This is a genomic window from Lentzea atacamensis, assembly GCF_003269295.1.
Lineage (GTDB): Bacteria > Actinomycetota > Actinomycetes > Mycobacteriales > Pseudonocardiaceae > Lentzea > Lentzea atacamensis.
In genome coordinates this window covers 26388-46063 of record NZ_QLTT01000014.1, presented here as the reverse complement: position 1 = coordinate 46063, position 19676 = coordinate 26388, and the positions used below count along the sequence as shown (strand labels likewise).

At 70.8% G+C, this 19676-nt stretch carries 24 protein-coding genes; 5 read left to right on the top strand and 19 right to left on the bottom strand.

All coding sequences use genetic code 11. The features are described 5' to 3' along the window. The first annotated feature begins 20 nt into the window (after positions 1-20). The 5 genes from C8D87_RS41700 to C8D87_RS41675 are packed head-to-tail and all read left to right on the top strand — an operon-like array spanning position 21 to position 4000. Complete coding sequence (locus C8D87_RS41700) at positions 21-644, top strand: hypothetical protein (protein WP_112231848.1); 624 nt, start codon at positions 21-23, stop codon at positions 642-644. Further along, positions 641-1738, top strand: coding sequence for a hypothetical protein (locus C8D87_RS46550; protein WP_170166775.1), 1098 nt, complete (start codon positions 641-643; stop codon positions 1736-1738). The genes C8D87_RS41700 and C8D87_RS46550 overlap by 4 nt, the downstream gene beginning before the upstream one ends. Continuing rightward, positions 1735-2523: a thioesterase II family protein gene (locus C8D87_RS41685; RefSeq protein ID WP_112231842.1), complete on the top strand. Its 789-nt coding sequence runs from the start codon at positions 1735-1737 to the stop codon at positions 2521-2523. Before C8D87_RS46550 ends, C8D87_RS41685 begins: the two co-directional genes overlap by 4 nt. Next, positions 2520-3059: a GNAT family N-acetyltransferase gene (locus C8D87_RS41680; RefSeq protein WP_170166774.1), complete on the top strand. Its 540-nt coding sequence runs from the start codon at positions 2520-2522 to the stop codon at positions 3057-3059. Before C8D87_RS41685 ends, C8D87_RS41680 begins: the two co-directional genes overlap by 4 nt. Then, positions 3056-4000 (top strand): glutaminyl-peptide cyclotransferase, encoded by a 945-nt coding sequence (locus tag C8D87_RS41675; protein ID WP_112231838.1) that lies wholly within the window; start codon positions 3056-3058, stop codon positions 3998-4000. Before C8D87_RS41680 ends, C8D87_RS41675 begins: the two co-directional genes overlap by 4 nt. 73 nt (positions 4001-4073) lie before the next feature. Here the strand turns inward: C8D87_RS41675 and C8D87_RS41670 are convergent, their stop codons facing one another. The 19 genes from C8D87_RS41670 to C8D87_RS41585 form a co-directional block, all read right to left on the bottom strand. Next, the gene (locus C8D87_RS41670) at positions 4074-4979 is read right to left on the bottom strand and encodes an NUDIX hydrolase (protein ID WP_170166773.1); all 906 of its coding nucleotides are present in this window, start codon (positions 4977-4979) and stop codon (positions 4074-4076) included. Positions 4980-5143: 164 nt separating this feature from the next. Next, entirely contained in the window at positions 5144-5332 is a 189-nt protein-coding gene (locus C8D87_RS41665; RefSeq protein WP_112231836.1) for a hypothetical protein, read from the bottom strand. A gap of 257 nt (positions 5333-5589) precedes the next feature. Next, the gene (locus C8D87_RS41660; protein WP_112231834.1) at positions 5590-6789 is read right to left on the bottom strand and encodes a hypothetical protein; all 1200 of its coding nucleotides are present in this window, start codon (positions 6787-6789) and stop codon (positions 5590-5592) included. A 90-nt stretch (positions 6790-6879) separates the two neighbouring features. Further along, entirely contained in the window at positions 6880-7098 is a 219-nt protein-coding gene (locus tag C8D87_RS41655; protein WP_146772039.1) for a hypothetical protein, read from the bottom strand. Between the two features lie 117 nt (positions 7099-7215). Next, the gene (locus C8D87_RS41650; protein ID WP_146772038.1) at positions 7216-8214 is read right to left on the bottom strand and encodes a hypothetical protein; all 999 of its coding nucleotides are present in this window, start codon (positions 8212-8214) and stop codon (positions 7216-7218) included. A gap of 46 nt (positions 8215-8260) precedes the next feature. Next, on the bottom strand, positions 8261-9178 hold the full coding sequence (locus C8D87_RS41645) for a DUF4238 domain-containing protein (RefSeq protein ID WP_112231828.1): 918 nt from the start codon (positions 9176-9178) through the stop codon (positions 8261-8263). 164 nt (positions 9179-9342) lie between these two features. Then, positions 9343-9957: a hypothetical protein gene (locus C8D87_RS41640; protein ID WP_146772037.1), complete on the bottom strand. Its 615-nt coding sequence runs from the start codon at positions 9955-9957 to the stop codon at positions 9343-9345. A 328-nt stretch (positions 9958-10285) separates the two neighbouring features. Continuing rightward, entirely contained in the window at positions 10286-11203 is a 918-nt protein-coding gene (locus C8D87_RS48360; RefSeq protein ID WP_233442538.1) for an aminoglycoside phosphotransferase family protein, read from the bottom strand. A gap of 51 nt (positions 11204-11254) precedes the next feature. Continuing rightward, entirely contained in the window at positions 11255-11962 is a 708-nt protein-coding gene (locus C8D87_RS48355; RefSeq protein ID WP_233442537.1) for a dTMP kinase, read from the bottom strand. Then, the gene (locus C8D87_RS41630) at positions 11956-12765 is read right to left on the bottom strand and encodes an inositol monophosphatase family protein (RefSeq protein ID WP_233442536.1); all 810 of its coding nucleotides are present in this window, start codon (positions 12763-12765) and stop codon (positions 11956-11958) included. Before C8D87_RS41630 ends, C8D87_RS48355 begins: the two co-directional genes overlap by 7 nt. After that, positions 12762-13313: an AAA family ATPase gene (locus tag C8D87_RS48350; protein WP_112231822.1), complete on the bottom strand. Its 552-nt coding sequence runs from the start codon at positions 13311-13313 to the stop codon at positions 12762-12764. Before C8D87_RS48350 ends, C8D87_RS41630 begins: the two co-directional genes overlap by 4 nt. After that, positions 13310-14161 (bottom strand): nucleotidyltransferase family protein, encoded by an 852-nt coding sequence (locus C8D87_RS41620; protein WP_112231821.1) that lies wholly within the window; start codon positions 14159-14161, stop codon positions 13310-13312. The genes C8D87_RS48350 and C8D87_RS41620 overlap by 4 nt, the downstream gene beginning before the upstream one ends. Further along, entirely contained in the window at positions 14158-15282 is a 1125-nt protein-coding gene (locus tag C8D87_RS41615; protein ID WP_112231819.1) for a hypothetical protein, read from the bottom strand. Before C8D87_RS41615 ends, C8D87_RS41620 begins: the two co-directional genes overlap by 4 nt. Next, the gene (locus C8D87_RS41610) at positions 15270-16085 is read right to left on the bottom strand and encodes a cupin domain-containing protein (protein ID WP_112231817.1); all 816 of its coding nucleotides are present in this window, start codon (positions 16083-16085) and stop codon (positions 15270-15272) included. Before C8D87_RS41610 ends, C8D87_RS41615 begins: the two co-directional genes overlap by 13 nt. Continuing rightward, positions 16082-16864, bottom strand: a complete 783-nt coding sequence (locus C8D87_RS41605; RefSeq protein ID WP_112231815.1) for an HAD family hydrolase — start codon at positions 16862-16864, stop codon at positions 16082-16084. Before C8D87_RS41605 ends, C8D87_RS41610 begins: the two co-directional genes overlap by 4 nt. After that, the gene (locus C8D87_RS41600) at positions 16861-17568 is read right to left on the bottom strand and encodes a beta/alpha barrel domain-containing protein (protein WP_112231813.1); all 708 of its coding nucleotides are present in this window, start codon (positions 17566-17568) and stop codon (positions 16861-16863) included. Before C8D87_RS41600 ends, C8D87_RS41605 begins: the two co-directional genes overlap by 4 nt. Continuing rightward, positions 17552-18484, bottom strand: coding sequence for a sugar phosphate isomerase/epimerase family protein (locus tag C8D87_RS41595; RefSeq protein ID WP_112231811.1), 933 nt, complete (start codon positions 18482-18484; stop codon positions 17552-17554). Before C8D87_RS41595 ends, C8D87_RS41600 begins: the two co-directional genes overlap by 17 nt. Beyond that, positions 18475-18930, bottom strand: a complete 456-nt coding sequence (locus tag C8D87_RS41590; RefSeq protein ID WP_112231809.1) for a nucleoside 2-deoxyribosyltransferase — start codon at positions 18928-18930, stop codon at positions 18475-18477. The genes C8D87_RS41595 and C8D87_RS41590 overlap by 10 nt, the downstream gene beginning before the upstream one ends. After that, positions 18927-19676 (bottom strand): 7-cyano-7-deazaguanine synthase, encoded by a 750-nt coding sequence (locus tag C8D87_RS41585; protein WP_112232083.1) that lies wholly within the window; start codon positions 19674-19676, stop codon positions 18927-18929. Before C8D87_RS41585 ends, C8D87_RS41590 begins: the two co-directional genes overlap by 4 nt.

Below are 19676 nucleotides of genomic sequence, written 5' to 3'. Positions count from 1 at the left end.
CGCTACTCCAGGGGGAGACCATGTCCATCACCAGCGTCCGGCGAATCACGCTCACGCTCGCCGCCGCCACGGCTGTCTGCCTGTCGATGTTGCCGGTCGCCGGCGCGGCCGCCGGCACCGTCGGGCAGGACAAGAAGCCGATTCAGATCGGTGACCTCGACCCGCGTGTGGACGCCAAGTCCGTAGGCGCACCGGTCGACCCGTGCGCGCTGGGCTGGGAGGCGTTCCCGGCCGAGGTGCGGCCTACCAAGCCGAACAAGCCGAAGCTCAAGATCCCCGACGAGAAAGACGTGTTCGCCACGGCCTGCAGGTACGACAACGGCGACGCGACGATCGTGACCAACCAGGCGGGCGGAACCCCGCAGCAGGGCCGCAACTTCATCACCCTCATCGCATGGGCCCGCCCCGGTCAGATGCCCACCGCGGTGGCCGACCACAAGGGTTCGACGGCCTCCACGTTCGGCGGCAAGCAGGGGCTGATCAAGTCCGGGATGAACAACTCGTCCAAGGAACCGTCCTGCACGGCGATCTTCCCGCTGGCCAACGGCGCGATCGGCGTGTCGATCACCAACGGTCGCTTCCCGACGGACACTTGCGCGATCGCCACGCACGTGGCCACGCACATCGCGCAGCAGACGCCATGAGCGGCCACTCCGGCCAGGGCGCTTCCGGCACCGCGGCGACCGGCTCGGCGGCCGTCGCCGCGGTCGCCGGCCCTGAGGTGCCGCCAGAGAGTGAGCTGGAGCAGACCCGGCCGATTCGCGCGCTGAGCTCGTGGATGCTGCTGCGGTACGCGGTCCGGCGACGGTGGCGGTCCTGGTTCCGCGCCGGGCGCGGCACCCAGGGCCTCGTGGTCGTGCTGTTGCTGGCGCTGGCCGCGGTGCTGCTGCGCAGCCCGCAGCCTGCCGCAGAGACGGCGGATCCGGCCGAGCAGGCGGCGCCGGCGACGGCGACCTGGAAGCCGCCGCCTCCGCTGCCGGCGTGGGCGACGGCGCGGGCACCGGTTGCTGCACAACAGGATCCCGCAGCGATCACCCCACGCACCCCGACCGATCAGGAACTCAGCCAGCTGCCGAAGGCGGTCGTCGGCACGGTCCTCCCGGCCGCGCCGGCTGACCCGGAACCCGGCGTCACACCCGGCATGACCGTCCTGCACCCGACGCGCGACGTCGCGGTGTACGCCGAGCCAGGCGGGTGCGCGGTCGCGGTGCTGCCCGCGCTCCAGATGCTCACGCCGAGCTGGGTGCCGGTGATCGACCGCACACCGGGCTGGGTGCTGGTGATGCTGCCGGTGCGGCCGCATCCCGGTGGCGCCGCCACGGTGGGGTGGATCCACCTGACACCGGACGTCGAACTGGCCGAGCGTGACCACCGCATCGACATCGACACCACCAACGGCCGCGTCAGCGTGCTCGCCGAGCTCGCCCACGCCGCCACCACCTCGTCCACGCTCGGCACCGTGGCCCCGGCCAGCTCCACCGTGCAGGCCCGCGGCCAGCGCAGCTTCGTCGCGGTCAGCGGCCACACGGAGTTCGCTTCCTGGCTGCTGCGGCTGTGGCTGCTGCGAGTCGACGCGAGCCGAGTCTGCACCGAGTCCTGGACGGCAGTATCCGTGCCAGGACTGCCCGGCACGTCCCCGCTGGGCAAGCTCGACCACGACGGGTGCGTGCCCACGCCCTCGTCGCTGCACGCCGCGCTCAGCCAGATACCCGCCGGGACGGTGGTGACCCTGCGATGACAGCGCTTCGTGCACGCGATCCCGTTGCCGCCCAACAACCTCCTCGCGGCCTCGTGCGGTTCCTGCCCCGCCGACCGGACCAGACCCGCACCCTCGTGTGTTTTCCCTGGTCCGGCGCCGGACCAAGCTGGTTCGGCCGCTGGGCCGCGGACATGCCCCACGTGGAGCTGCTCGCCGTCGTACTGCCCGGCCGCGGCGGCCGGCGCGCGGAGGGCCTGGAGCACCGGTTCGAGGTGATCGCCCGGCAGATCACCGCTGCGCTCACCACATATCGGGTCACCCAACCGATCGCGTTCCTGGGCCACTCGCTGGGCGCCCTGCTCGCCTACCAGGTCGCCCTCAACCTCCAGCGCCAAGGCATCGTCGTCGACGCGCTGGTCGCCTCCGGCAGCAGGGCCCCGGCGGTCCCGCCCGTCGTCGAGCTCCACAAGCTCGACGACACCAGACTCTTCGAACAGCTGCAGCACCTCGGCGGCCTGGTCGACGGCCAGCACCACGGCGAGGACTGGCGGCAACGGTTCCTGGACCGTACACGGGCTGACCTGACCGCATGCGAGACCTTCAGTCCGCGTGACGCCGCACCGCTGTCCTGCCACGTCACGACCTGGGCCGGCACCACCGACTGGTACGCACCCCCCGCCGCAGTCCGGCAATGGGCCGCAGTGTCCGCGCGACCCGTGCAGCACCAGATGTTCGACGGCGATCACTTCTTCATCAGGAACCTCAACGCCGAAGTCCTGCTCAACACCCTCGGCTGGACCGCACCGCACCAGGACGCGGCATGACCTCGATGCTCGCGTCGCTGACGGTGCACAACGGCAGCGAGGTCAGCGCCGAGGACTTGCGCGCGATGCTCGCGCGATGCTCGCCGTGCAGCCTGCGCGCCCGGTTCCTCGGCTCGGGAGTCGCGTTGGAGCAGCTGGCGGCGGCGCTGACGGGCGCGGCGTCGTCGAGAACGCTGGTCGCCCGGGTCGGCACGACCGTTGTCGGCATCGGCTCGGTCGACGGACCGGCGCCCTACGAGCTCGCGGTCCTGGTCGAGGACCGGTGGCAACGACGTGGTGTCGGCCGGCGCTTGGTGACGACGCTGGTGTCGACTGCGGCCGCGCATGGCGTGGACGAGCTCACGGTCGCGATGGCAGTCGGCAACGTCGCCGCCCAGCGCCTGGTCCGCGCGCTGTGGCCGTGCGCGCGGTTCACCGCGCCGGAAGCGGGGATGGTCGAAGGGCTCCTTTCCTTGCGCGACACCGAGTTCCTCCAGCACTCACCACTGCGCGTCGGCACGCCTGGGCTCGCGGAGACGAAGGCGGGTTCGCGGTGATCCGGGCGGGCATGCCGCCTCCTGCCGCCAGGCCATCGCCTGCGGGAACCCGCAGGCGGCGTTTGCTGGGGCTGATCGGGGTTGCCGCCGTGCTGAGCGCGTGCACACCCACCACGACCACGCCCGCGAGCGGGTCGCCGCCCTTCTCGACGACGGTTCCGGCATCGGCGGCGACCACGACCGCCACCTCGATCGCCAAGTCGCCCTCCGGCAAGGTCGAGACGTTCGCGGCCGCAGTGGTGGGCCGCATGGCCAGCGGCGACGGGGAGGGTCAAGGCTTGACCAGAAACACCGGGTCGCTGCTGGAGAGCACGAACACCGCGGGGTCGGGCGGGATCCGGGAACTCGACGATCCCAGCGGAACGCCGCGGGTGCGGGTGGTCGATCAGCCGGGCCGAACGGTGTCGGGTGTAGCGGTCAGCGCGCGGCCGAACCGGCCCAGCATCGTCTGGCAGCTGACACTTCGTGACCACGTCGCCATCGCCCGAGACCCGTCCACGCTGGGCGAGCAGCGGCAGGTCACCTTCCAGGGCGAGGGGTGGGGTCTGTGCGACGACGGCACCCAGCTGGTGCACAGCAACGGAACCATGCGGCTGATGCTGCGCGACGCGGACACCTTCGAGGAGAAAAGTGTCATCGAGGTGACCGGCGGGTGGTGGACGACAGGCCGTCTCGGTGAGCTGGAGTGTGTCGGCACTGACGGGCGCCGCGAGGTATGGGCGAACTTGGCGGGAACGAGCTGGATGCTGCGCGTCGATCTCGCCGCGCGTGCCGTGACAGCGGTCGCCGACCTGGCACCGGTGATGGCCGCGGCGACAAGCGCCACGCCCGGCGATGCGATCACCGGGATAGCCGCGATCCCCAACACCCGCAACGAGTTCTGGATATCAGGCAAGAGCTGGCGGACACCGATACGGGTCCGATTGACGCCGCGACCGTAGACGGCACGGGCCGGGGCGGCCCGTGCGGCCCGCCGCAGCTGTCGGCTGGTCGCCGATGTGCCTGCACGGCGGTTTACCCGATTGCGGCGACCAAAGCGCGGCGATGGTCAGGCCACATGAATCCCAATGTGGCCAGTGGAGACCAGTGGGCGCCGGAGTCCGGTCGCACGGTGAGGTTCGTGCGGGCGGACAACTCGAATCTCACCGTGTAGACAGCGGTCCAGGCGTGCAAGGTGTGCACGCTGGAGACCGGCCGGATCGCTCGCACGATCTCGGCGCGGCTGTCGGGCGGGGCGGCCAAGCCGGTCTCCTCGAGCAGCTTGCGGCGTGCGGTGGCGATGATGCCGTCCACCGTGGGTTTGCGATTACCGGCGCGCCAGCTCGTGGCCGTGCGGCCTTCGTCGGCGGGAGTGCCGTGGCCGCCGGGCAAGGCGGGGATCAAGCCATCGTGCGGGGTCGCGCGGGTGGTGAGGAGGACCTGGTCGCCGGCGACCGCGACGGCGTCGGCGACCACGGACTCCCCGAGGTGGTAGGCGGGCCCCAGGCTGGCAGGCAGGCCGATGCGTGGATCGGCGAGCAGTTGGTCGGCGCGCGGGTGCAGCGGGCGGCCGTGCTGGTCCATCGCCCATCCACGGCTGCGGAAGTACTCGCGTAGCGCTGCCGGCACCTGCGGCTGGCCCTCCGGCGCGGTCGGCACGGCTGGGTCGAGCAGGACTGGGTCGACGCCCGCGCGATTGGGGTGGCCGAGGAGGTCGAACCCAGCGGGAACGAGCGCCTCGCTCGCGGAGATCCAGCCGAAGCCTGGATGCTCGGCGAGCAACCGGGGCGGGTGACCGGATCCGCAGACGGGCGCCACGTTGACGGCGATGGTGTCCAGGTCGGCCGCGGTGTACGGGCGGTCTCCGTAGCCCTGTCCCCACCGGGACTCGTCAGGTACCACCAGAGCGTCGTGTTCGGTGATCACCGAGATCGTGTTCATGGGATCAGCATGTCGCTGGATCAGTTGGGAGAGAACAGTTCTGCTGTTTCCAGTGTGGACGGAAACAGCAGGAAACCCGGAAACCCTGCCGGTTCATGCGCTGGGGTGCGTCCGGTTCTGCGGCCGCATGTCACTGCGTGCGGCCGCGATCCGCATCGGAGATGTCAGGACCGGATGCTGGCCGCGCTGGCGAGCGGGTCGCGGGTGAGGGCAATGACGATCGCGGAGGCGTTGTCACGGTCTCCAGGCACGCCGTGCGCGAGTGCGGCGTGGAGAAACGCGTCGGCGACCGTGCCGGCGCCGGTGTGCTGGTGCTCGGTGACGGTCTCGGTCATGCGGTCGTGGCCGAGCACGCTGTGGTCATGGTGGGTTCCCCTTCGGTCGATGCTCGACGTGGCCGAGCGGTGCCAGCGTTTCCCCTGGGTGTGTGGAAAGCGTGGGGAAAAGCGTTGCGGGGCGTTGTTGACTCGTTGTTGGTTTTGCGTTGGCCGGGTACCTCACCGAGCCAACATTGGACGCCGTTTGTGGTGGTGGAGGCCTCGGAACGGGGCGGCACGCAGCTCATGCAGAGCAGCGGATCGAGCGGCCGGTTTGGTCGCGGTTGGCGCCGTCACCACTCGGGTTCGCCATGCTTCTGCAGCAGCACCCACGGGGTTTGCCAGGTTCCGTCGGCGGTGTGGAGCCGGAACGTGACCACTGGAGCGCAGCAGGTCCCGCAGGTGCCGATCGACCAGTCCGAGCGCAGTTCGCCAAAGCGGCTGAGGTCGGTGGAGGCGGCCGGACGCACGGGCAGACCGTGGCTGCCGCGCTGCTCGTCGAACACGGTGTCGGCGGCCGCGTGTACGCGCGCGGCGGGGTGCTCGCACGATGCCCAGTGGTAGCGCTGTTCGGGGGTGCTGGGGCCCAGGTGCAGTACTGCCACATCGGCGTCGGTCAGCTCGGGAAGGTCTTGGGGGCCGAGGGACTCTTCGACCTGCCTCCGTCCGATGATCTTGCCGACGCCGCGGTGGGTGAGCCCTGTGCGCTCGGCGAGCGCTCGTTGCGAGGTCGTGCCGGACGTGTCTTTCCACGTGGAGGCCTGGCTGAGCAGGCGGTCACGGTCGGCGGTGGCGGTCCGGATGGTGTTGGAGATGGCTTCCAGCCGCTGGAGTTCGCGCTCGCGGACGCGGTCCCGGATCGCGCGCAGCCGGTCAACCAGGCCGGGGATCATCACGTAGTTGCCGGGGGTGACCGGCGGGGCCGCGGCGCGCAGCGTCTCGGCTAGCTCGGTGAGATCGGGGTAGATCTCGGCGTCCGGGGCGATCCGCTGTTCGAGCTCAAGTTCCTGCTCGGTCGTGAGGGCGACGTCGTGGGTCTCGACGAGCGGCCAGTCCGCGAAGGCGGTGGCGAGCTCGTCGGCGATGCGCTGGCGGGCCTGCTCGGCGGCGGGCGTGAGCACCTGGGTGCCGACAGGCCGGTTGCAGTCGGCGTCGAAGTTCGGGTCGTTGACATCGGTCGTGGGCGGGTTGGGATCCGGGTCGACGTCTAGGCCGGCCGCGACGGTCTGGAACAACGGCACGAGCCGCTGCAGCAGTTCGCGCAGCTCGGCAGTGGCGACGATGACGGGAATCTTCCAGGCCACGCAGAACGGGGCTTGTGCGATGTGGTTCCAGCGGTAGTCGCCGGCGTCGATGCGTATCACCGCCGTGGCCAGCTTCGGGTAGCCGGTGTTGAGGTACAGGAAGGTCGGCACGTTGCCGTAGGTGCGTCCCTGCTGGAAGACGTAGTCGGGCGGCAGAGCGTCCGGCAAGGCGATGTCGATGGCTGGCATGGGAACTAAGTTCCCACGCCAGCCGAGCAGGGTCAATCCGCGTGGGAACTGAGTTCCCATGCGGGCTGTGAACCGGGGCTGTTGTGGTGATCAGCGGGGCGCGTCGTCGTCAACGACGTGGAGGTGTGGCCGACCCGGCTCGGCAACGCGGCGGGGTCGAGCGCTGCGGGTGAAGCGGGTCACGACCCGAGCCAGCTCCGGAAGCCCCGCGTCGACCAGCGCGGCGACCAGGTCGTCGTCGGTGAGAGTGTCGTCGGTGAGTTGGGCTTCGATCTGCCGAAGGCGCTCGACGTTAATTCTGTCGCTCATCGTCGACACGGTGCCCGTTCCCGGCCCGATACCTCAAGCTCGGACTGCGCCAGTCCAGCTCACGCTAGTAGCGCGCTCGACGGCATCCGCACGTCGGCCTGGTGCGATGGCCGGGTATTAGCGCTCGTCAGTGCGCGCTGGCCCGATGATCTTGCCGATCTGCGGGCGTGCGGCGACGAGGACCTCGGTGACGCCGGCGTCACGCATCGCGCGGGTCCGGTGCTGGCCGTTGACAAACCACACCGTCGGCTCGTTGGCGTTCTTGCCGAGAACGATCGGGTCGACCAGCAGGCTGTGCAACGCCTGCTGGTCCCAGCCGGTGATGCCGTCGACGTGGGCGGCCTCGAGCACGACGTCGCGCAGCTGGTCCGCCGCGCCGAGCCCTCGGGCTTTGGCCTCGCTGATCAGCCGGATGGCGGTCTCGATGACGGCTGACCAGTCTCCGCGGTGGTACCAGCAGCAGCTCCCGCTGGGAACGCCGGTGGCTCGATTCTCGCGGCTGCTCCGCCACGGCCACGGCAGCCTGGGCCGTCGTGGTGGCGTCCGACCTGGTGCGGCGGAGGTCATGCACTGTTGCCGGAACGGCTTCTCCAGCGGGATCTGGTGCATTGGCACCAGCGCATAGTCGACGTCGTCGGGCGCTGGTTCCGGCTCGAAATCGCGGCCGCGCTGGTCGTCGACGGGCCTGCCGACCAAGCGGTCGAGCTCGGGCTGGGTGATAGCCGTCCACTGCGGAGCAGACAACCAGTGCGGTGACTGGACTTCGAACGTGACCATCTGCCAGGAGCTGAGTGCGTCCGAGTCCCACCCCGGATATGTCGGGGTGATGATCCTCTGAACCCACAGCGGCGGAAGCGGTTCGCCCGGAACGTGGTCTCGCCACACCCGGCTCACAATGGACTCGCAGCCATTGGTCAGCGAGATGCCACCCTCGGCCACGTCCTGGATGGCGACCGCGACCGGTCGCAGCCCCGCGCTGACGAAGAGCTGCAACCGGAAACTCGCGACGATCCCGTCGTCCTCGATCCGGTACGAGGGCTCGTCGAGTACCCGGAAGCGAGACCCGGACAGCTCGGCCAGCGCCTGGTCTACAGGGTTGGGTCGCTGCGCGCTCACCGGCACAGCATGCCCGGCTGGGTCGCGCTCACGCTCGCGCTTCCGGTCAGACCATGCGCTCGAACATCAGCTGTGCCTGTGCGGGCTCGGGCAGGACGAGGCCGGCGAGCGGGTCGTCATCGGGATGGTGGAACACGCATCGCCGCGCGCCGTTGACGATCTCCTGGTTGAGCGACTTGCTGGCCTGGGTGGTGCCGGCGATCATGCGGTCGTCGCCGGTGCCGTCCACCATGAGCAGGGCGACGCGTCGGTCGAGCGGCACGAGGATCCCGTCGTTGGAGGCCAGGCTCAGCGGGGTGCGGATGTCGGCGTCGGCGATCGGGATCAGCGTGACGGGTGTGTCGGACGTGATCAGCGATTTCCGCTGGAACCGCACCACGGTCCACGCGCAGCCCAGCAGCGTGGCGACGGCGGACCGGAAGCTGCGGACCATCCCTTGCAGGTGGATCTCACGCAGCTGGTCGCGGTCCTCACGAGACAGTTCTCGTTGCCGCACATAGGTGTGCGGGCCTGCCCCCGCGAGTCCGGGGAGTTCGGCGCGGAGGCCGCGACTGGTGATCTCGCTGGCCAGCTCGGTGGCGACAGCCAGCATCTCCCGCTCGCCCGGTGTGCGCAGGTGCTGCAGAGCGGCCCACGCCGCGATCGGTTCGCGGTTCTCGTCGGTGAGGGGCCAGGCGCCCTTGTCGACGAGGTCGCGCACGGCGGCCGCCGCGGCTCCCTCGACTTCGGACAGCTGGTCCTCGAAGGCATCGGTGAGGTCACCCTCGGTGGTGCGCATGAGGTAAAAGTCCCTCTCGACGGTCGCCGAGGTCACCGAGATCGGGTGCCGCTTGGTGCCGGGCAGCTCGACCCGCGTCAGCTGCGCGTGCGCGCGGCCGGGGCCGGGCGGCCGGGCGAACCGCTCGAGGTGGAAGCGGGGAACGGTGTGGTGAGCTCGCTTGAGCTTCGGGTCAGACACGGTCATCCGTTCGGCTGTGCTGGGATTCGGCACCGAGTGTGGCTCGCCGGACGTGCTGGAACGAGCGATTACTCACCCGGCACAGCACCAGCCAGTGCCGCCACGCGTGCTCACCGAGGAGAACATGCTCGTTTGTGCCGGACGTGGTTGCGGGAGCTGCCGCCAGACCGTCAGCGTTCGACAGGCTGCGCCGCCCGTACCTGCTCGACGAGTTCCTGCATCTCCCCGGCCGTGAGCACGCCCATGCCTGTTCGCAACATCCAGCTGACCGCTCGCAGCGCAGTGCCTTCTCGCCGGGCGCCGTGCTCGGGCAGCAGCACCACGCGGTTGTTCTCGTCCAGCTCGAACCGTCCACCTTGGATCTTGCGGAGCACGATCGGCCGGAATGGCGTCAGGATGAGGCGCTCGGCGGTCACCACCTTGGCGTCGTAGTCGAGAGCGTTGAAGTCCATGCGCACCACCACGGGCAGCTTGTCGATCGGGAAGACCAGTGCCACCGCGTGCTTGTCGCTCGCCAGGCGTCGGCCACGCCACACCTCCGCGAGTTGCTCCAGCTCCTCGTACAGGGCGATCGCTCGTGGGTCCCGGGGTGCGTGCCGTCGCATCTGCCAGTCGACGATGGCTGACCGGGCCGACGTCGCGAACCCCGCCAAGGCGAACACCGAGAGCAAGCCCATGGCCCAGTTGGGGTCCGTGACGAACATCGTCACTGCGACCACCACGACGACGGCGGAACAAGCGACAGCGAGCGCCGAGAACACCCTCGACCAGGACACACGACGCATCGGGCGACCATAGCGCGGCCGCAGCTCGACGGCCTCGTCACCACGATCAGCCTCAGCCGGGGGAAGCAGTCCCTCACTGGCTGAGGACCGAGCAGTGCCCCGGCGGACATGTCTCGCCGGGGCCGGCCCGTCGTCATATGTAGGTTCTCGACGGTTGTGACATGTCGATCTTGTGTGACCTGCGAGTTCGGGCCAGTCTCATGGTGATGACACCATGATCAGTCTCAGTCGTCGTGTCATTTCCTCCGCTACTGCTCGACTGCGTGCGTCCGGAAGGCTCGGCATTTGGTGAGCCTGGCAGTCGAGTCGATGCGGCGCGCCGGTGAAGCTAGCCGATGAGGGCACGGCACCGGTCGAGCTGACGGATGAACTCGTCTGTTCGGCGGTCGCGTTGCTTCCACAGCACGGCGAGCCATCGCAGAGCGGTTGTGCGGCGTGCTGCGTCGAAGCGGGCGCGGTTGCGGTGGTCGATGCCGAGCTGGTCGGTGAGGGCGAGCCACGCTGTGTCGGGGATGTGGTGGGCGCTGATGTGCTCGATGTGGTCGGCGGCGTCGACGGCAGGATCGCTGAAACCAGCGAACTCGAAGTCCACTACGTACAGATCGGTGCGGTGGTGCAGCCAGTTGAGCAGATTGGCGTCACCGCGGCTGAACACTTTGGGCGCGGGCTGGGCGAGTAGATCGGCGTCGTTGCTGGCGCGCCAGCGCTGCAGCAATGCCAGCATCTGCGCGGTGTACTCGTCGTTGTCGGATTCGGCGAGCTGGCCGGGCCAGACATCGGTGAGGCGCGCGATGTAGTGGGTGATGGAGTCGACGCGTGGCCACGCCGCGAGCGGTTCAGTGAGTGGAAGGTCCTGCATCGCGCGGGTGGCGCGGGCCAGATCCCTAAGCGCGGCAAGGGGAAAGGCGTTCTCGTCGGCAGGAGTGCCCGGCACCAAGGTCATGCCGAGTGCTGGTTCGTCGGGATGCTCGTCGAGCCACAGCGGCCGGGGCGCGATGCCCAGGTCAGCGACGTGGTTCAGGCCGTGCCATTCTCGTTCGACGCGGTTGCGGTCGGTCTTGCGGTAGAGCTTGATGCAGGTGCCGTTCCAGGTGAACACGTCGTTGTTGCGGCCGCCGGTCAGGGCCTCCAGTTCCCAAGACTCGAGGACGGCGGCGAGTTTGTCGGGGTCGCCGTGGCGAGCCGCGCGTACGTCGGCCAGCAGGTCGCCGGGGATGGGCCGGGTGGCGCTGACGACGTTCGTCATGGTGGTGGGCTCTCCTGGAAGGGTGATCGGACGCGGCGGCGTGGGCTCAGTCTAGGAGGCTGTGCCGGGCGGGTGTGGGAGGTCGCCGCCTGAGTGCGGGCAGTGGTTGTCGGGCAGGTCAAGGGCGTGGTGCACGAGCTTGTGGACGTGTGCGGGCTCGTGGTTACCGCCGTGCACCTGGTCAAGGTCGGGGTTGCCTGCGGCGAGCCGCTCGTAGGCGTGGTCGACGCGGTTGAGGTACGCGCGGTGTTCGGCGGTGGTCTGCCGGTCCGGGCCGCGTCGGGCGGTGCGTCGCGTGGCGATATCGACAGGGGTGCGCAGCCAGAGCACCCGGCCAGGGAGGCGTCCGGTGAGGCCGGTGAGCGCGGTCAGCCACTGCAGGGCGGCGTCGGGGCTGGTGCGGGTGCGGTGCAGCAGCCCGGCGAGGGCGTAGGAGGACATGGTGTTCTCGCCGCGGTCCTCGATCACGATGCCGTCGGGTCCTGCGGCGTCGAGGGCGGTGGCCAGGACGGTGGCGACGAGGTCTGCGCGGATGGCGGCGGTGAGCAGGGTGTCCACGACCGGGTCGCTGCCCCGCAAGTACGGGTCACCCGCGGTGGCCAGGACCGCAACGAGGTCGGCGGCGACCGGGTCGGTGTCGAGTGTGGCGAGATCGTCGAGTGTGACCACGGTGCGGCCCTGACGGCGCAGGCAGTCGGCGAGCAGGCGGGTCTGGGTGGTCTTCCCGGCGCCCGGCAGTCCCTCGAACGTGATCAGCACAGTGAGGTCCGGGCATCGTCGAGGGCGGCGTGGAGGGTGTCGAGGACGGCGGTGAGCAGTCCGGGTGCGGTGGCGATCGTGAACCGGGATGCGGTGGTGTGGTCGGTTCCGTCGTGGTCGACGACGTGTGCGCCTGCTTCGCGTGCGATGACCGCGCCGGCTGCCATGTCCCAGGCGCGGTTGCCAAGCGTGATGGAGGCGTCGAGGTGGCCGGCGGCGAGCCAGGCGAGATCCACGGCGGCGGAGCCGAACATGCGGATGCGTTGGGCGCGGGGAGCGAGGTGCTGGTGTACCGCGTGAGCGATGGTGTTGCGGGGTCCCGCGTCGGGTCCGGTGCCGTAGTCGCCGACAGCGATCAGTGCCTGGGCGAGGTCGGTGGTGGGGGACGCGGTGATGGGCTGGCCATCGCAGAACGCGCCGTGTCCGGCCAGTGCCCAATGGCGGGTGCGGAGCAGCGGCAGGCTGATGACGCCGAGGATGGGGATCTGCTCGCGGATCAGGGCGAGGCTGATGCCGGTCAAGGGCAGCCCGCGTAGGTGGTTGGCGGTGCCGTCGATGGGGTCGAGCTCCCAGCGCGTGCCGGCCGTGGCGCCGCCTTCCTCCTCGCCGTGGACCGGGATTGCAGGGGTCTCGTGGGCAAGCCGAGCGCGGACGGCACGTTCGATGGCGACGTCGGTGTCGGTGGCCATGTCGCGGTCGCCTTTGGCGTGGACGGTGGTGGGCGGGTGTCCGCGCAGCAGCTGTTCGGCGTGGTCGACGGCGTGGTGGGCGGTGGTGAGCAGGTGCTCCAGTTCGGTGGTCACGACGTCTCCTGGGTGTTCAGGGCGCTGGTGAGGTGGGTGAGCAGGCGCGACAGGGTGTGCTCGGCGGGAGCGTCGGTGTCGAGGACGAGCGTGGGGGTGCTGATGGGGTCGGCGTCGGCCCGCAGCCGGTGGTGCAGGTCGGGTGTGCGGTCGGCTGCCGGGTGGCTGGCGGCGGTGTGATCGCGGTGTAGCCGGGTGAGCGCCGTGGCGGGGGCGCACACGCATTCGACGATGACCAGCGGCTGCGCGAGCTCGGCGGCCAGGGCGTGGAGCTGGGTGACCTGGTAGGCGCGGCTGTAGGTGCGGCCGTCGAGGATCACGGTTGTGGCCGGGTCGCGGCGTAGCTGCCACGCCGCGGCCCGGTAGAGCAGGTCGACCACGAAGTCGTCCTGCTCGCGGTCGTAGGTGGTCAGGGTGTCGCCGAACAGGTGGTAGCGCTCGGTGTCCTTGTCCAGCAGCATCACCGGGCTACCGGCCAGGTGGCCGGCCAGGGCGCGGGCGAGGGTGCTCTTGCCGGTGCCGGGCAGCCCGGCGAACGCGACGATCATCGCTGAGCCCCGGCGCGGGGATACGCGGGCAGGTCTGGCCAGCCCGTGCGCAGCCAGGTCCAGGCGTCGGCCGCCGTGGCGTCCAGGCTCACTGGGTGGGGTGCGGTTGCCGGGAGCGTGTGGTGCTGGCGCAGCGCGTCGGCGACCACCGGCCACCGCAGGCGATCGCCGTGGCTGAGCCGGTGCAGGCTGGCGGCTAACGCGTCACCAGGCGCAAGTACCGGCATCACCAGCTCCTGCTCGGGCACCACGGCCGTGGTGATGCGGTCGAGGGCGGTGTCGCTGAGTCCGGACCGCTCGGTGGTGTGCAGGTCGACGACGAACAGCGTGGTCACCGGGTCGCCGGTGGCGCGGGTCCACGTTGATCCGCCAGTGCCGGGCTGGTAGCCGAACGCGGTGAGCACCGCGGCCGCGGCGTCATGGTGATCGCGATCGAGCAGCAGGTCGAGGTCGCCGAACTCGCGGACGCCGAGTCCGCTGTGGACGGTGAGATCGGTCGCGATCCCGCCGAGCACCGCGACGCGGGCCCGCTCCTCGCGTAGTGCGGAAGTCAGCGCGGCGGCCTCACGGCGGTAGAGGCGGTGCTTGTGCTGGTTGGCGCGCAGGGTGCGCGTCAGGAACGCGGCCAGCGCCCTCGGCACTGTCGACACCGGGTACACGCGATAGTGGCCTGCCAGTAGGCACAAGGTCTTGGACAACACGCACGCGGCCAGCGCCTCACCGAGCGCGGCGCCACCCGACAGCGCGGCCGTGAGGTCCGGATGCGGGCCAGGCAGCGAGCACAACGCCCGCAGCACGGCCCAGCCTGGGGCGTCGGGATCGAAATCCGTGGTGTGCCGAACGGTCATGGCTGTTCCCGAGGGACGGGGGTGGTGGCGGCGCTGCGAACGGTGGTGAGGACGGTGTTCAGGTCGCGGATGAGTTGGTCAATGTCGTCGGTGACGGCGATGCGCACGCAGGGCAGGGCGGCGAGTAGACCGATGACGGTGTCGCGGGCCTGGTCGAGGGCGGCGAAGTCGGGTAGTGGTACGAGCCAGTGGTTGAGGTGGGAGCTGCGGCCGGTGTCCGGGTCATGCAGGAACAGCCGCGTGTTCGCCAGGGTGGCGCGGACTTCATCGGCGGGGACGGCCTCGGGCTGATGCGGGTTGCGGGTGCGTGCCGGCCACAGCATCAGCCGCGGGCAGGTGCTGCCCGTGATTCCGCTGCCGACGCGGCCGGCCAGGAGGGCGGGGTCGATGTCGGTCTTCTCCTGCTCGCCGCGGGCATGCGTGAACACGTCGAGGCCGTCGACCGCGCGCAGGGTGCCTGGCGCGGCTCGCAGTGGTGCGGGCCAGGCGTAGGCGGTCAGGCCGGTGGAGTCGGGCAGGAGCAGGACGCGGTCGTTGGCGACGAAGTGGCCGTCGGTGGCGCGCAGTCCCGCCAGCAGACAGGTGGTTTTGCCCGCCCCGGCGAGCCCGGCGATCAGCACGCCGCCGCCGCGATGGGCGAAGGCCGCGGCGTGAGCGTGCACTGCGCCGGCGTCGACGAGCTGGGCGGTGACCAGTTGTCGGGCCAGGCGGGCAGCCCACGGCCGGACGGGTTCGGGGTGGCCGGTCAGGGTGACCTCGCGGCGCTCGTTGTCGCGGTAGACCAGGATTCGGGGCTGGGGCAGCCACCACAGCGCCGCGGCGGGCAGCGTGCACGGGTGGGCGAGCTGGGCGGGGCCGACGTCCACGGCGGCGCCGGTGCACACCGCTGCGGCGAGGTCAGTGTCGATCCGCGCGGTGGTCCGGACTGTCAGCGTCCAGCCGGCCCCGGACGCGGTGGGCAGGTACGCGTGCAGCGCTGCCGTCACTGCCGGGATCACCGCGGGCGTATCGGCGCGCAGGGTCAGTCGCGCTGGCCCGTGCGCGAGGTGTCCGACGTGGCCTGCCGGTGCGCCGTGGGTGATCAGCCGAGCGTGCAACGCCGCCGCGGTCATCGCTCCCATGCCGTGTGGTCGCTGTGACGGAGGGTCTGGTCGTGCAGCGCGGACAGAGCTGTGTCGTCGCACTCGAGGTACAGGGTGGCCAGCCCGTGCGGGTCGGTCAGCGGCGCCGCCCAGTCGGGGGACGCGCTGAGGTGCTGGACCGGCCACGTGGACGGGTGCGAGGGGTCGGTGGCGAGGCTGAGCTGGTCGCCGGTGATGGTGACGCCGAGGCGGGGCGGCGCGGCACGGTGGTACTTGGGCAGCTCCGCTGGCGTTGCGGTGCCGGGCGGTTCGGCGCCGGTGTAGATGTTGAACACCGCGGCGGGGGCGTGTTCGGCGACGGTGAGGTGCCAGGCTCCAGGCGGCACGTGCACGTGCTCGCCCGGGCCGCAGGAGCGCCAAGCCAGGACCGGGGTGCCGTCGACGAGGTTGGTGTGGAGCATCAGCACACGCCCGGTCAGGACCTGGAACACCTCGACCTGGGTGCGCGTGTTCCAGTGCCCGATCGAGCGCGGCGGTTCGGCCGTGCCCGGCGCCGGCACCGCCCCGGGGTAGAGGACCAGGTCGGCGTGCCAGCGCACCGGTCCGTCTGCCGCCGGGGTGGTGCGGGCGGGCACCACGTCGCGCCACGCGTGGTAGAGCGGCGGGTTGTGCCCGTCGTGCAGCGCCGCGCGAGCCGCTGCGGGATCGGCCAGCCATGCCGCGCCGGCGTCGACGGCGGTCACGAGGTCTCGCAGGCTGCGGGTCTCACTTGGCTTTGTGAGGGCGTGGGTCAGCAGCGTGGTGGCGGCCGCGGGCTCGGTGGCGGGGAGGATGGCGGTCATGCTGCTCCTGGTGCGGCGGCGCAGAGGGCGAGGATGGCGGCGGGCAACTGGTCGAGCGCCGTGATGACCGGGACGTCGTGGTCGCAGCGCTTGTCGCGGTGGGTGAGCAGCACCGCGCGGCATCCTGCGTTGAGTGCGCCGGCGATGTCGGTGGTGGGGCTGTTGCCCACGTGCACCACGCGCTGCAGCGGAACCTGGCTGCGGGAGGCGACGGCGGCGAAGATCTCACGACGCGGTTTGGCGATGCCGATGTCGCTGGAGAAGACGGTGTCGTCGAACACCGACAACAGGCCCCGCTCTTCCATGATCAGCCGTGACACCGAGGCCGGGGTGGCGAGGGTGTTGGACGTGAGCACCAGCCGGGCTCCGGCTTGACGCAGCTCCCACAGTGCGGTCAACGCGCCGGGAAACACCTCGGGGCAGGCGCGTTGCACGGCGTGGGTGTGCGGGATGAGCAGGGTGTCGACCAGCCGCTGTTCATGGACCGGGTCCAGTGAACCCAGGTTGAGCGCCGTGAGCATCTCCATGACCTGGTCACGGACCGGGGGCTGTTCGCCGGTGTCCCGTTGGCGTGCGCGGGTGTCGTCGCGCACGGCGAGAACAGCCTCGCGCAGGCGATCGGGGCCCACGTCGTGCCCGAATGCGGTGAGGACCGTTTCGAACTCACGCAGCCGCCACTCGGCCTCGGCGTTGCGGTCGCCGTAGGTGATCAGCGTTCCCCACAGGTCGACGCTGACGACCCAGCCGTGCAGCGGAAGCGCCGCCGTAGGCCCGGTCACGACTGGTCCATCGACGGGCTCATCGGCGCGTGGGTGCGCAGCCACGCCGTGGCGGTGGCCGGGTCGTCGGCGCCCAGCAACAGCGACCCTGCGACCACGGCGTGCGCGCCGGCGGCGGCCAGCGCGGGCACGGTGTCGGCGCGGATGCCTCCGTCGGCGATCACCGGGATCTCCGCGCGTCCGGCGGCGGCCAGCAGGGCGCGGGCGGCGCGGATACGGGCGGGCGCGGCAGGGTCCATGCCGGTGCCCTTGGTGCCCAAGGGGGTGCCGACCATCAGCACCGCGTCGGTGTTGTCGGCGTAGTCCGACAACACTTCGACAGGTGTGTCCAGGGTGAGCGCGAGGCCGGTGGCCGCGCCGAGCTCGCGGGCCGTGTCCAGCGCCTCGTCGAGGTCGTCGGCGGTGCTGTGCAGGGTGATCAGGTCCGCGCCCGCGCGCACGAACGCTTCGGTCAGGTGGGTCGCTCGCTCTGCCATCAGGTGCACGTGGATCGGGATGCGGGTGTGCGGGCGGATCGCGGCGAGCAGGTCGGGGAACAACAGCGCGTCGGGGACCATCCGGGTGTCGGAGGCATCGAGGTGGAAGACGTCGGCGAGCGGGCCGAGGCGCTCGACCTCGGTCGACAGGGCGCCGAGGTCCGCTGACCACAACGACACCTCCACCCCGAGGCCCTGGGCGGGGAAGGTGTCAGCCGACCACGGCATCGGCGCTCACCTCCCGAGCGGATGCGGGCGTGAAGTGGGGGCGGCAGTGCTCGACGGAGGAACGCAGCAGCTCACGCACGGCACTGGAGCTGTCCTCGAAGCGCGGGTAGACCTCCAGCATCACCGGGATGTCGCCGATTCCGGCCTGGGTGAGCTGGTGGGCGAGGTCGGCGACGCCGACGGTGCCGTCCGGGTGCGGCCAGCCCCAGTGCGGGTCGCCGTGTCCGTCGGCGTTGTCCAGGTGCAGGCCTCGGATGTGCGGGCTCAACTCGGTGATCCAGTCGTCGACGCGGGCGTCCGCGCCGTGCAACGGCTGGTAGAGCATGTGCCCGGTGTCCAGCACCAGCCCGACGTTGGTGACCTCGCGCCGCTCGAGGTCCTGCAGCAGGTGGTGGCAGTCGGTGATGGTCGCGGGGTACTCGCGGGCGATCGGCGTGGGTTCGACGAGGAAGGAGTCCAGGCCGGCCGCGGCCGCGGCCTGGGCCAGCTCGGCGACGGCGTCGGTGAGGTCGGCGCGGCGCGCGGCGCGGGCACGTGTGTCGGCGTCGTCGTGGTCGCTGATGGTGCCCAGAGGGCCGCCGACGGCGCGGGCACCGAGCTCGGCGGCCAGGTCAATGGCGTGGCGCCACCAGGTCAGCGCGACCGCGCGGGCATCGGGGTCGGGGTCGAGCAGACCGCTGGGCACGTAGTGCGCCAGGCCGACGAACGCCGAGTCGATCGTGAGCCCGTAGTCGGCGGCCGCGGTGGTGATGCGGCGGGCGAGCCGGGTGCGCAGCTGGGCCGGTGCCCACGGGTCGAGCAGGTCGAAGGTGAACTGCACCAGGTCCAGGCCGAGGTCCTCGCGGACGAAGCGGGCCCACTCGTGGGGTTGGGGCATCCGCTTGACCGCGCAGCAGAGATTGACTCCTAGCGGCATCGTTGAGCTCCTTCCAGGTGTGCGCGCACGAGCTCGGCCAGCTCCGGGATGGAGCGGGCGGTGCCTCCGGTGAGCGCGTAGTCGATCATCAGGTTGTTGGAGTCGGTGCCGCCGAAGCGGCGGGAGTCGGTCTGCAGCCCGAAGCAGGGCACGCCGCGGGCGTAGGCCATGCCCAGCTCGACGCAGCCGCCTTCGTCGGGCACCCGTCCGTCGAGCACGAACACGAACACCCCGCAGCGGCGGATGGCGTCGCAGTCCATTTCGAACAGTCGCGTTCGGACGGTGTTCTCGTTGAGGCCTTGGCGCACCAGGGGTGCGGCTTCTCCGCCGTCGCGTTGCGGCAGCCAGGTGTCCAGGCCGATCTCGCGCAGGGCGGCGTCGACGAGCAGGTTGAAGGCCTTCTCGGCGTCGTTGAACAGTGGTGCGGCGATGTAGGCGATGGTCATCGGACCTCCTCGGCGGCGGAGTGGGCGCGGGCGGCAGGGTGGGCGCGGGCGGCGGGGTGGCCGACGGTGGCCAGCGCGGTGAAGAACTCCTCGGCGCGGTGAGCCGGGTAGCGGCCGGAGGTCATCGCGTCGACGTAGTAGTCGGCCACCCGCGACCAGCGCCATGGCGGGGCGTCGAAGGGGGCCTGCACCCCGTTGTTGACCAGGCTGATCCAGCGGCGCAGGCAGCTGGAGCAGGTGCCGCAGTGGGTGCGGGCGCCGTCGTCGCGGGCGCAGGAGAAGGTCAGTAGCAGGTGCTCGGCGGGCAGGCCCGCGGTGAGGTAGCCCGCGACGATCTCGGTCTTGGTCTGGGACCAGAACGGGCTGTCCACCCGCACGGCGCGGCCGGTCAGACCGCTGATGAACCTCGACATCTCGGTGAACGCGGCGGGGCTCTTGTCCAGGGTGTTGTCGCCCTTGACCCCGACGCACCACACGGTGTCGGCGCGCTGGGCAGCCAGCATCGCCAGGTGCGCGTTGCGCAGCGGAATGATCGCGTCGGGCTGTTCCCACCGGCCCAACTGCAGCTCGTCACTGATCTCGACGTCCATGCCGCAGGCCTCGACCAGATCGGCGATCGCGGCCCGTTCCTGGGCGGCGTAGCGGTGCCCGAGATCCAGATACAGGCACGGCGGCCGGCCCAGCACTTCCCAGGCGGGGAAGCTGTCCAGCCCAGCGGAGAACAGCAGGATCTCGGACACGGTCAT

Coding starts and splice junctions, on each gene's coding strand:
- C8D87_RS41700 (WP_112231848.1), top strand. CDS start 21: ATGTCCATCACCAGCGTCCGGCGAATCACGCTCACGCTCGCCGCCGCC.
- C8D87_RS46550 (WP_170166775.1), top strand. CDS start 641: ATGAGCGGCCACTCCGGCCAGGGCGCTTCCGGCACCGCGGCGACCGGC.
- C8D87_RS41685 (WP_112231842.1), top strand. CDS start 1,735: ATGACAGCGCTTCGTGCACGCGATCCCGTTGCCGCCCAACAACCTCCT.
- C8D87_RS41680 (WP_170166774.1), top strand. CDS start 2,520: ATGACCTCGATGCTCGCGTCGCTGACGGTGCACAACGGCAGCGAGGTC.
- C8D87_RS41670 (WP_170166773.1), bottom strand. CDS start 4,979: ATGAACACGATCTCGGTGATCACCGAACACGACGCTCTGGTGGTACCT.
- C8D87_RS41660 (WP_112231834.1), bottom strand. CDS start 6,789: ATGCCAGCCATCGACATCGCCTTGCCGGACGCTCTGCCGCCCGACTAC.
- C8D87_RS41655 (WP_146772039.1), bottom strand. CDS start 7,098: ATGAGCGACAGAATTAACGTCGAGCGCCTTCGGCAGATCGAAGCCCAA.
- C8D87_RS41645 (WP_112231828.1), bottom strand. CDS start 9,178: ATGACCGTGTCTGACCCGAAGCTCAAGCGAGCTCACCACACCGTTCCC.
- C8D87_RS41640 (WP_146772037.1), bottom strand. CDS start 9,957: ATGCGTCGTGTGTCCTGGTCGAGGGTGTTCTCGGCGCTCGCTGTCGCT.
- C8D87_RS48360 (WP_233442538.1), bottom strand. CDS start 11,203: ATGACGAACGTCGTCAGCGCCACCCGGCCCATCCCCGGCGACCTGCTG.
- C8D87_RS48350 (WP_112231822.1), bottom strand. CDS start 13,313: ATGATCGTCGCGTTCGCCGGGCTGCCCGGCACCGGCAAGAGCACCCTC.
- C8D87_RS41620 (WP_112231821.1), bottom strand. CDS start 14,161: ATGACCGTTCGGCACACCACGGATTTCGATCCCGACGCCCCAGGCTGG.
- C8D87_RS41615 (WP_112231819.1), bottom strand. CDS start 15,282: ATGGGAGCGATGACCGCGGCGGCGTTGCACGCTCGGCTGATCACCCAC.
- C8D87_RS41610 (WP_112231817.1), bottom strand. CDS start 16,085: ATGACCGCCATCCTCCCCGCCACCGAGCCCGCGGCCGCCACCACGCTG.
- C8D87_RS41600 (WP_112231813.1), bottom strand. CDS start 17,568: ATGCCGTGGTCGGCTGACACCTTCCCCGCCCAGGGCCTCGGGGTGGAG.
- C8D87_RS41595 (WP_112231811.1), bottom strand. CDS start 18,484: ATGCCGCTAGGAGTCAATCTCTGCTGCGCGGTCAAGCGGATGCCCCAA.
- C8D87_RS41590 (WP_112231809.1), bottom strand. CDS start 18,930: ATGACCATCGCCTACATCGCCGCACCACTGTTCAACGACGCCGAGAAG.
- C8D87_RS41585 (WP_112232083.1), bottom strand. CDS start 19,676: ATGACCGTGTCCGAGATCCTGCTGTTCTCCGCTGGGCTGGACAGCTTC.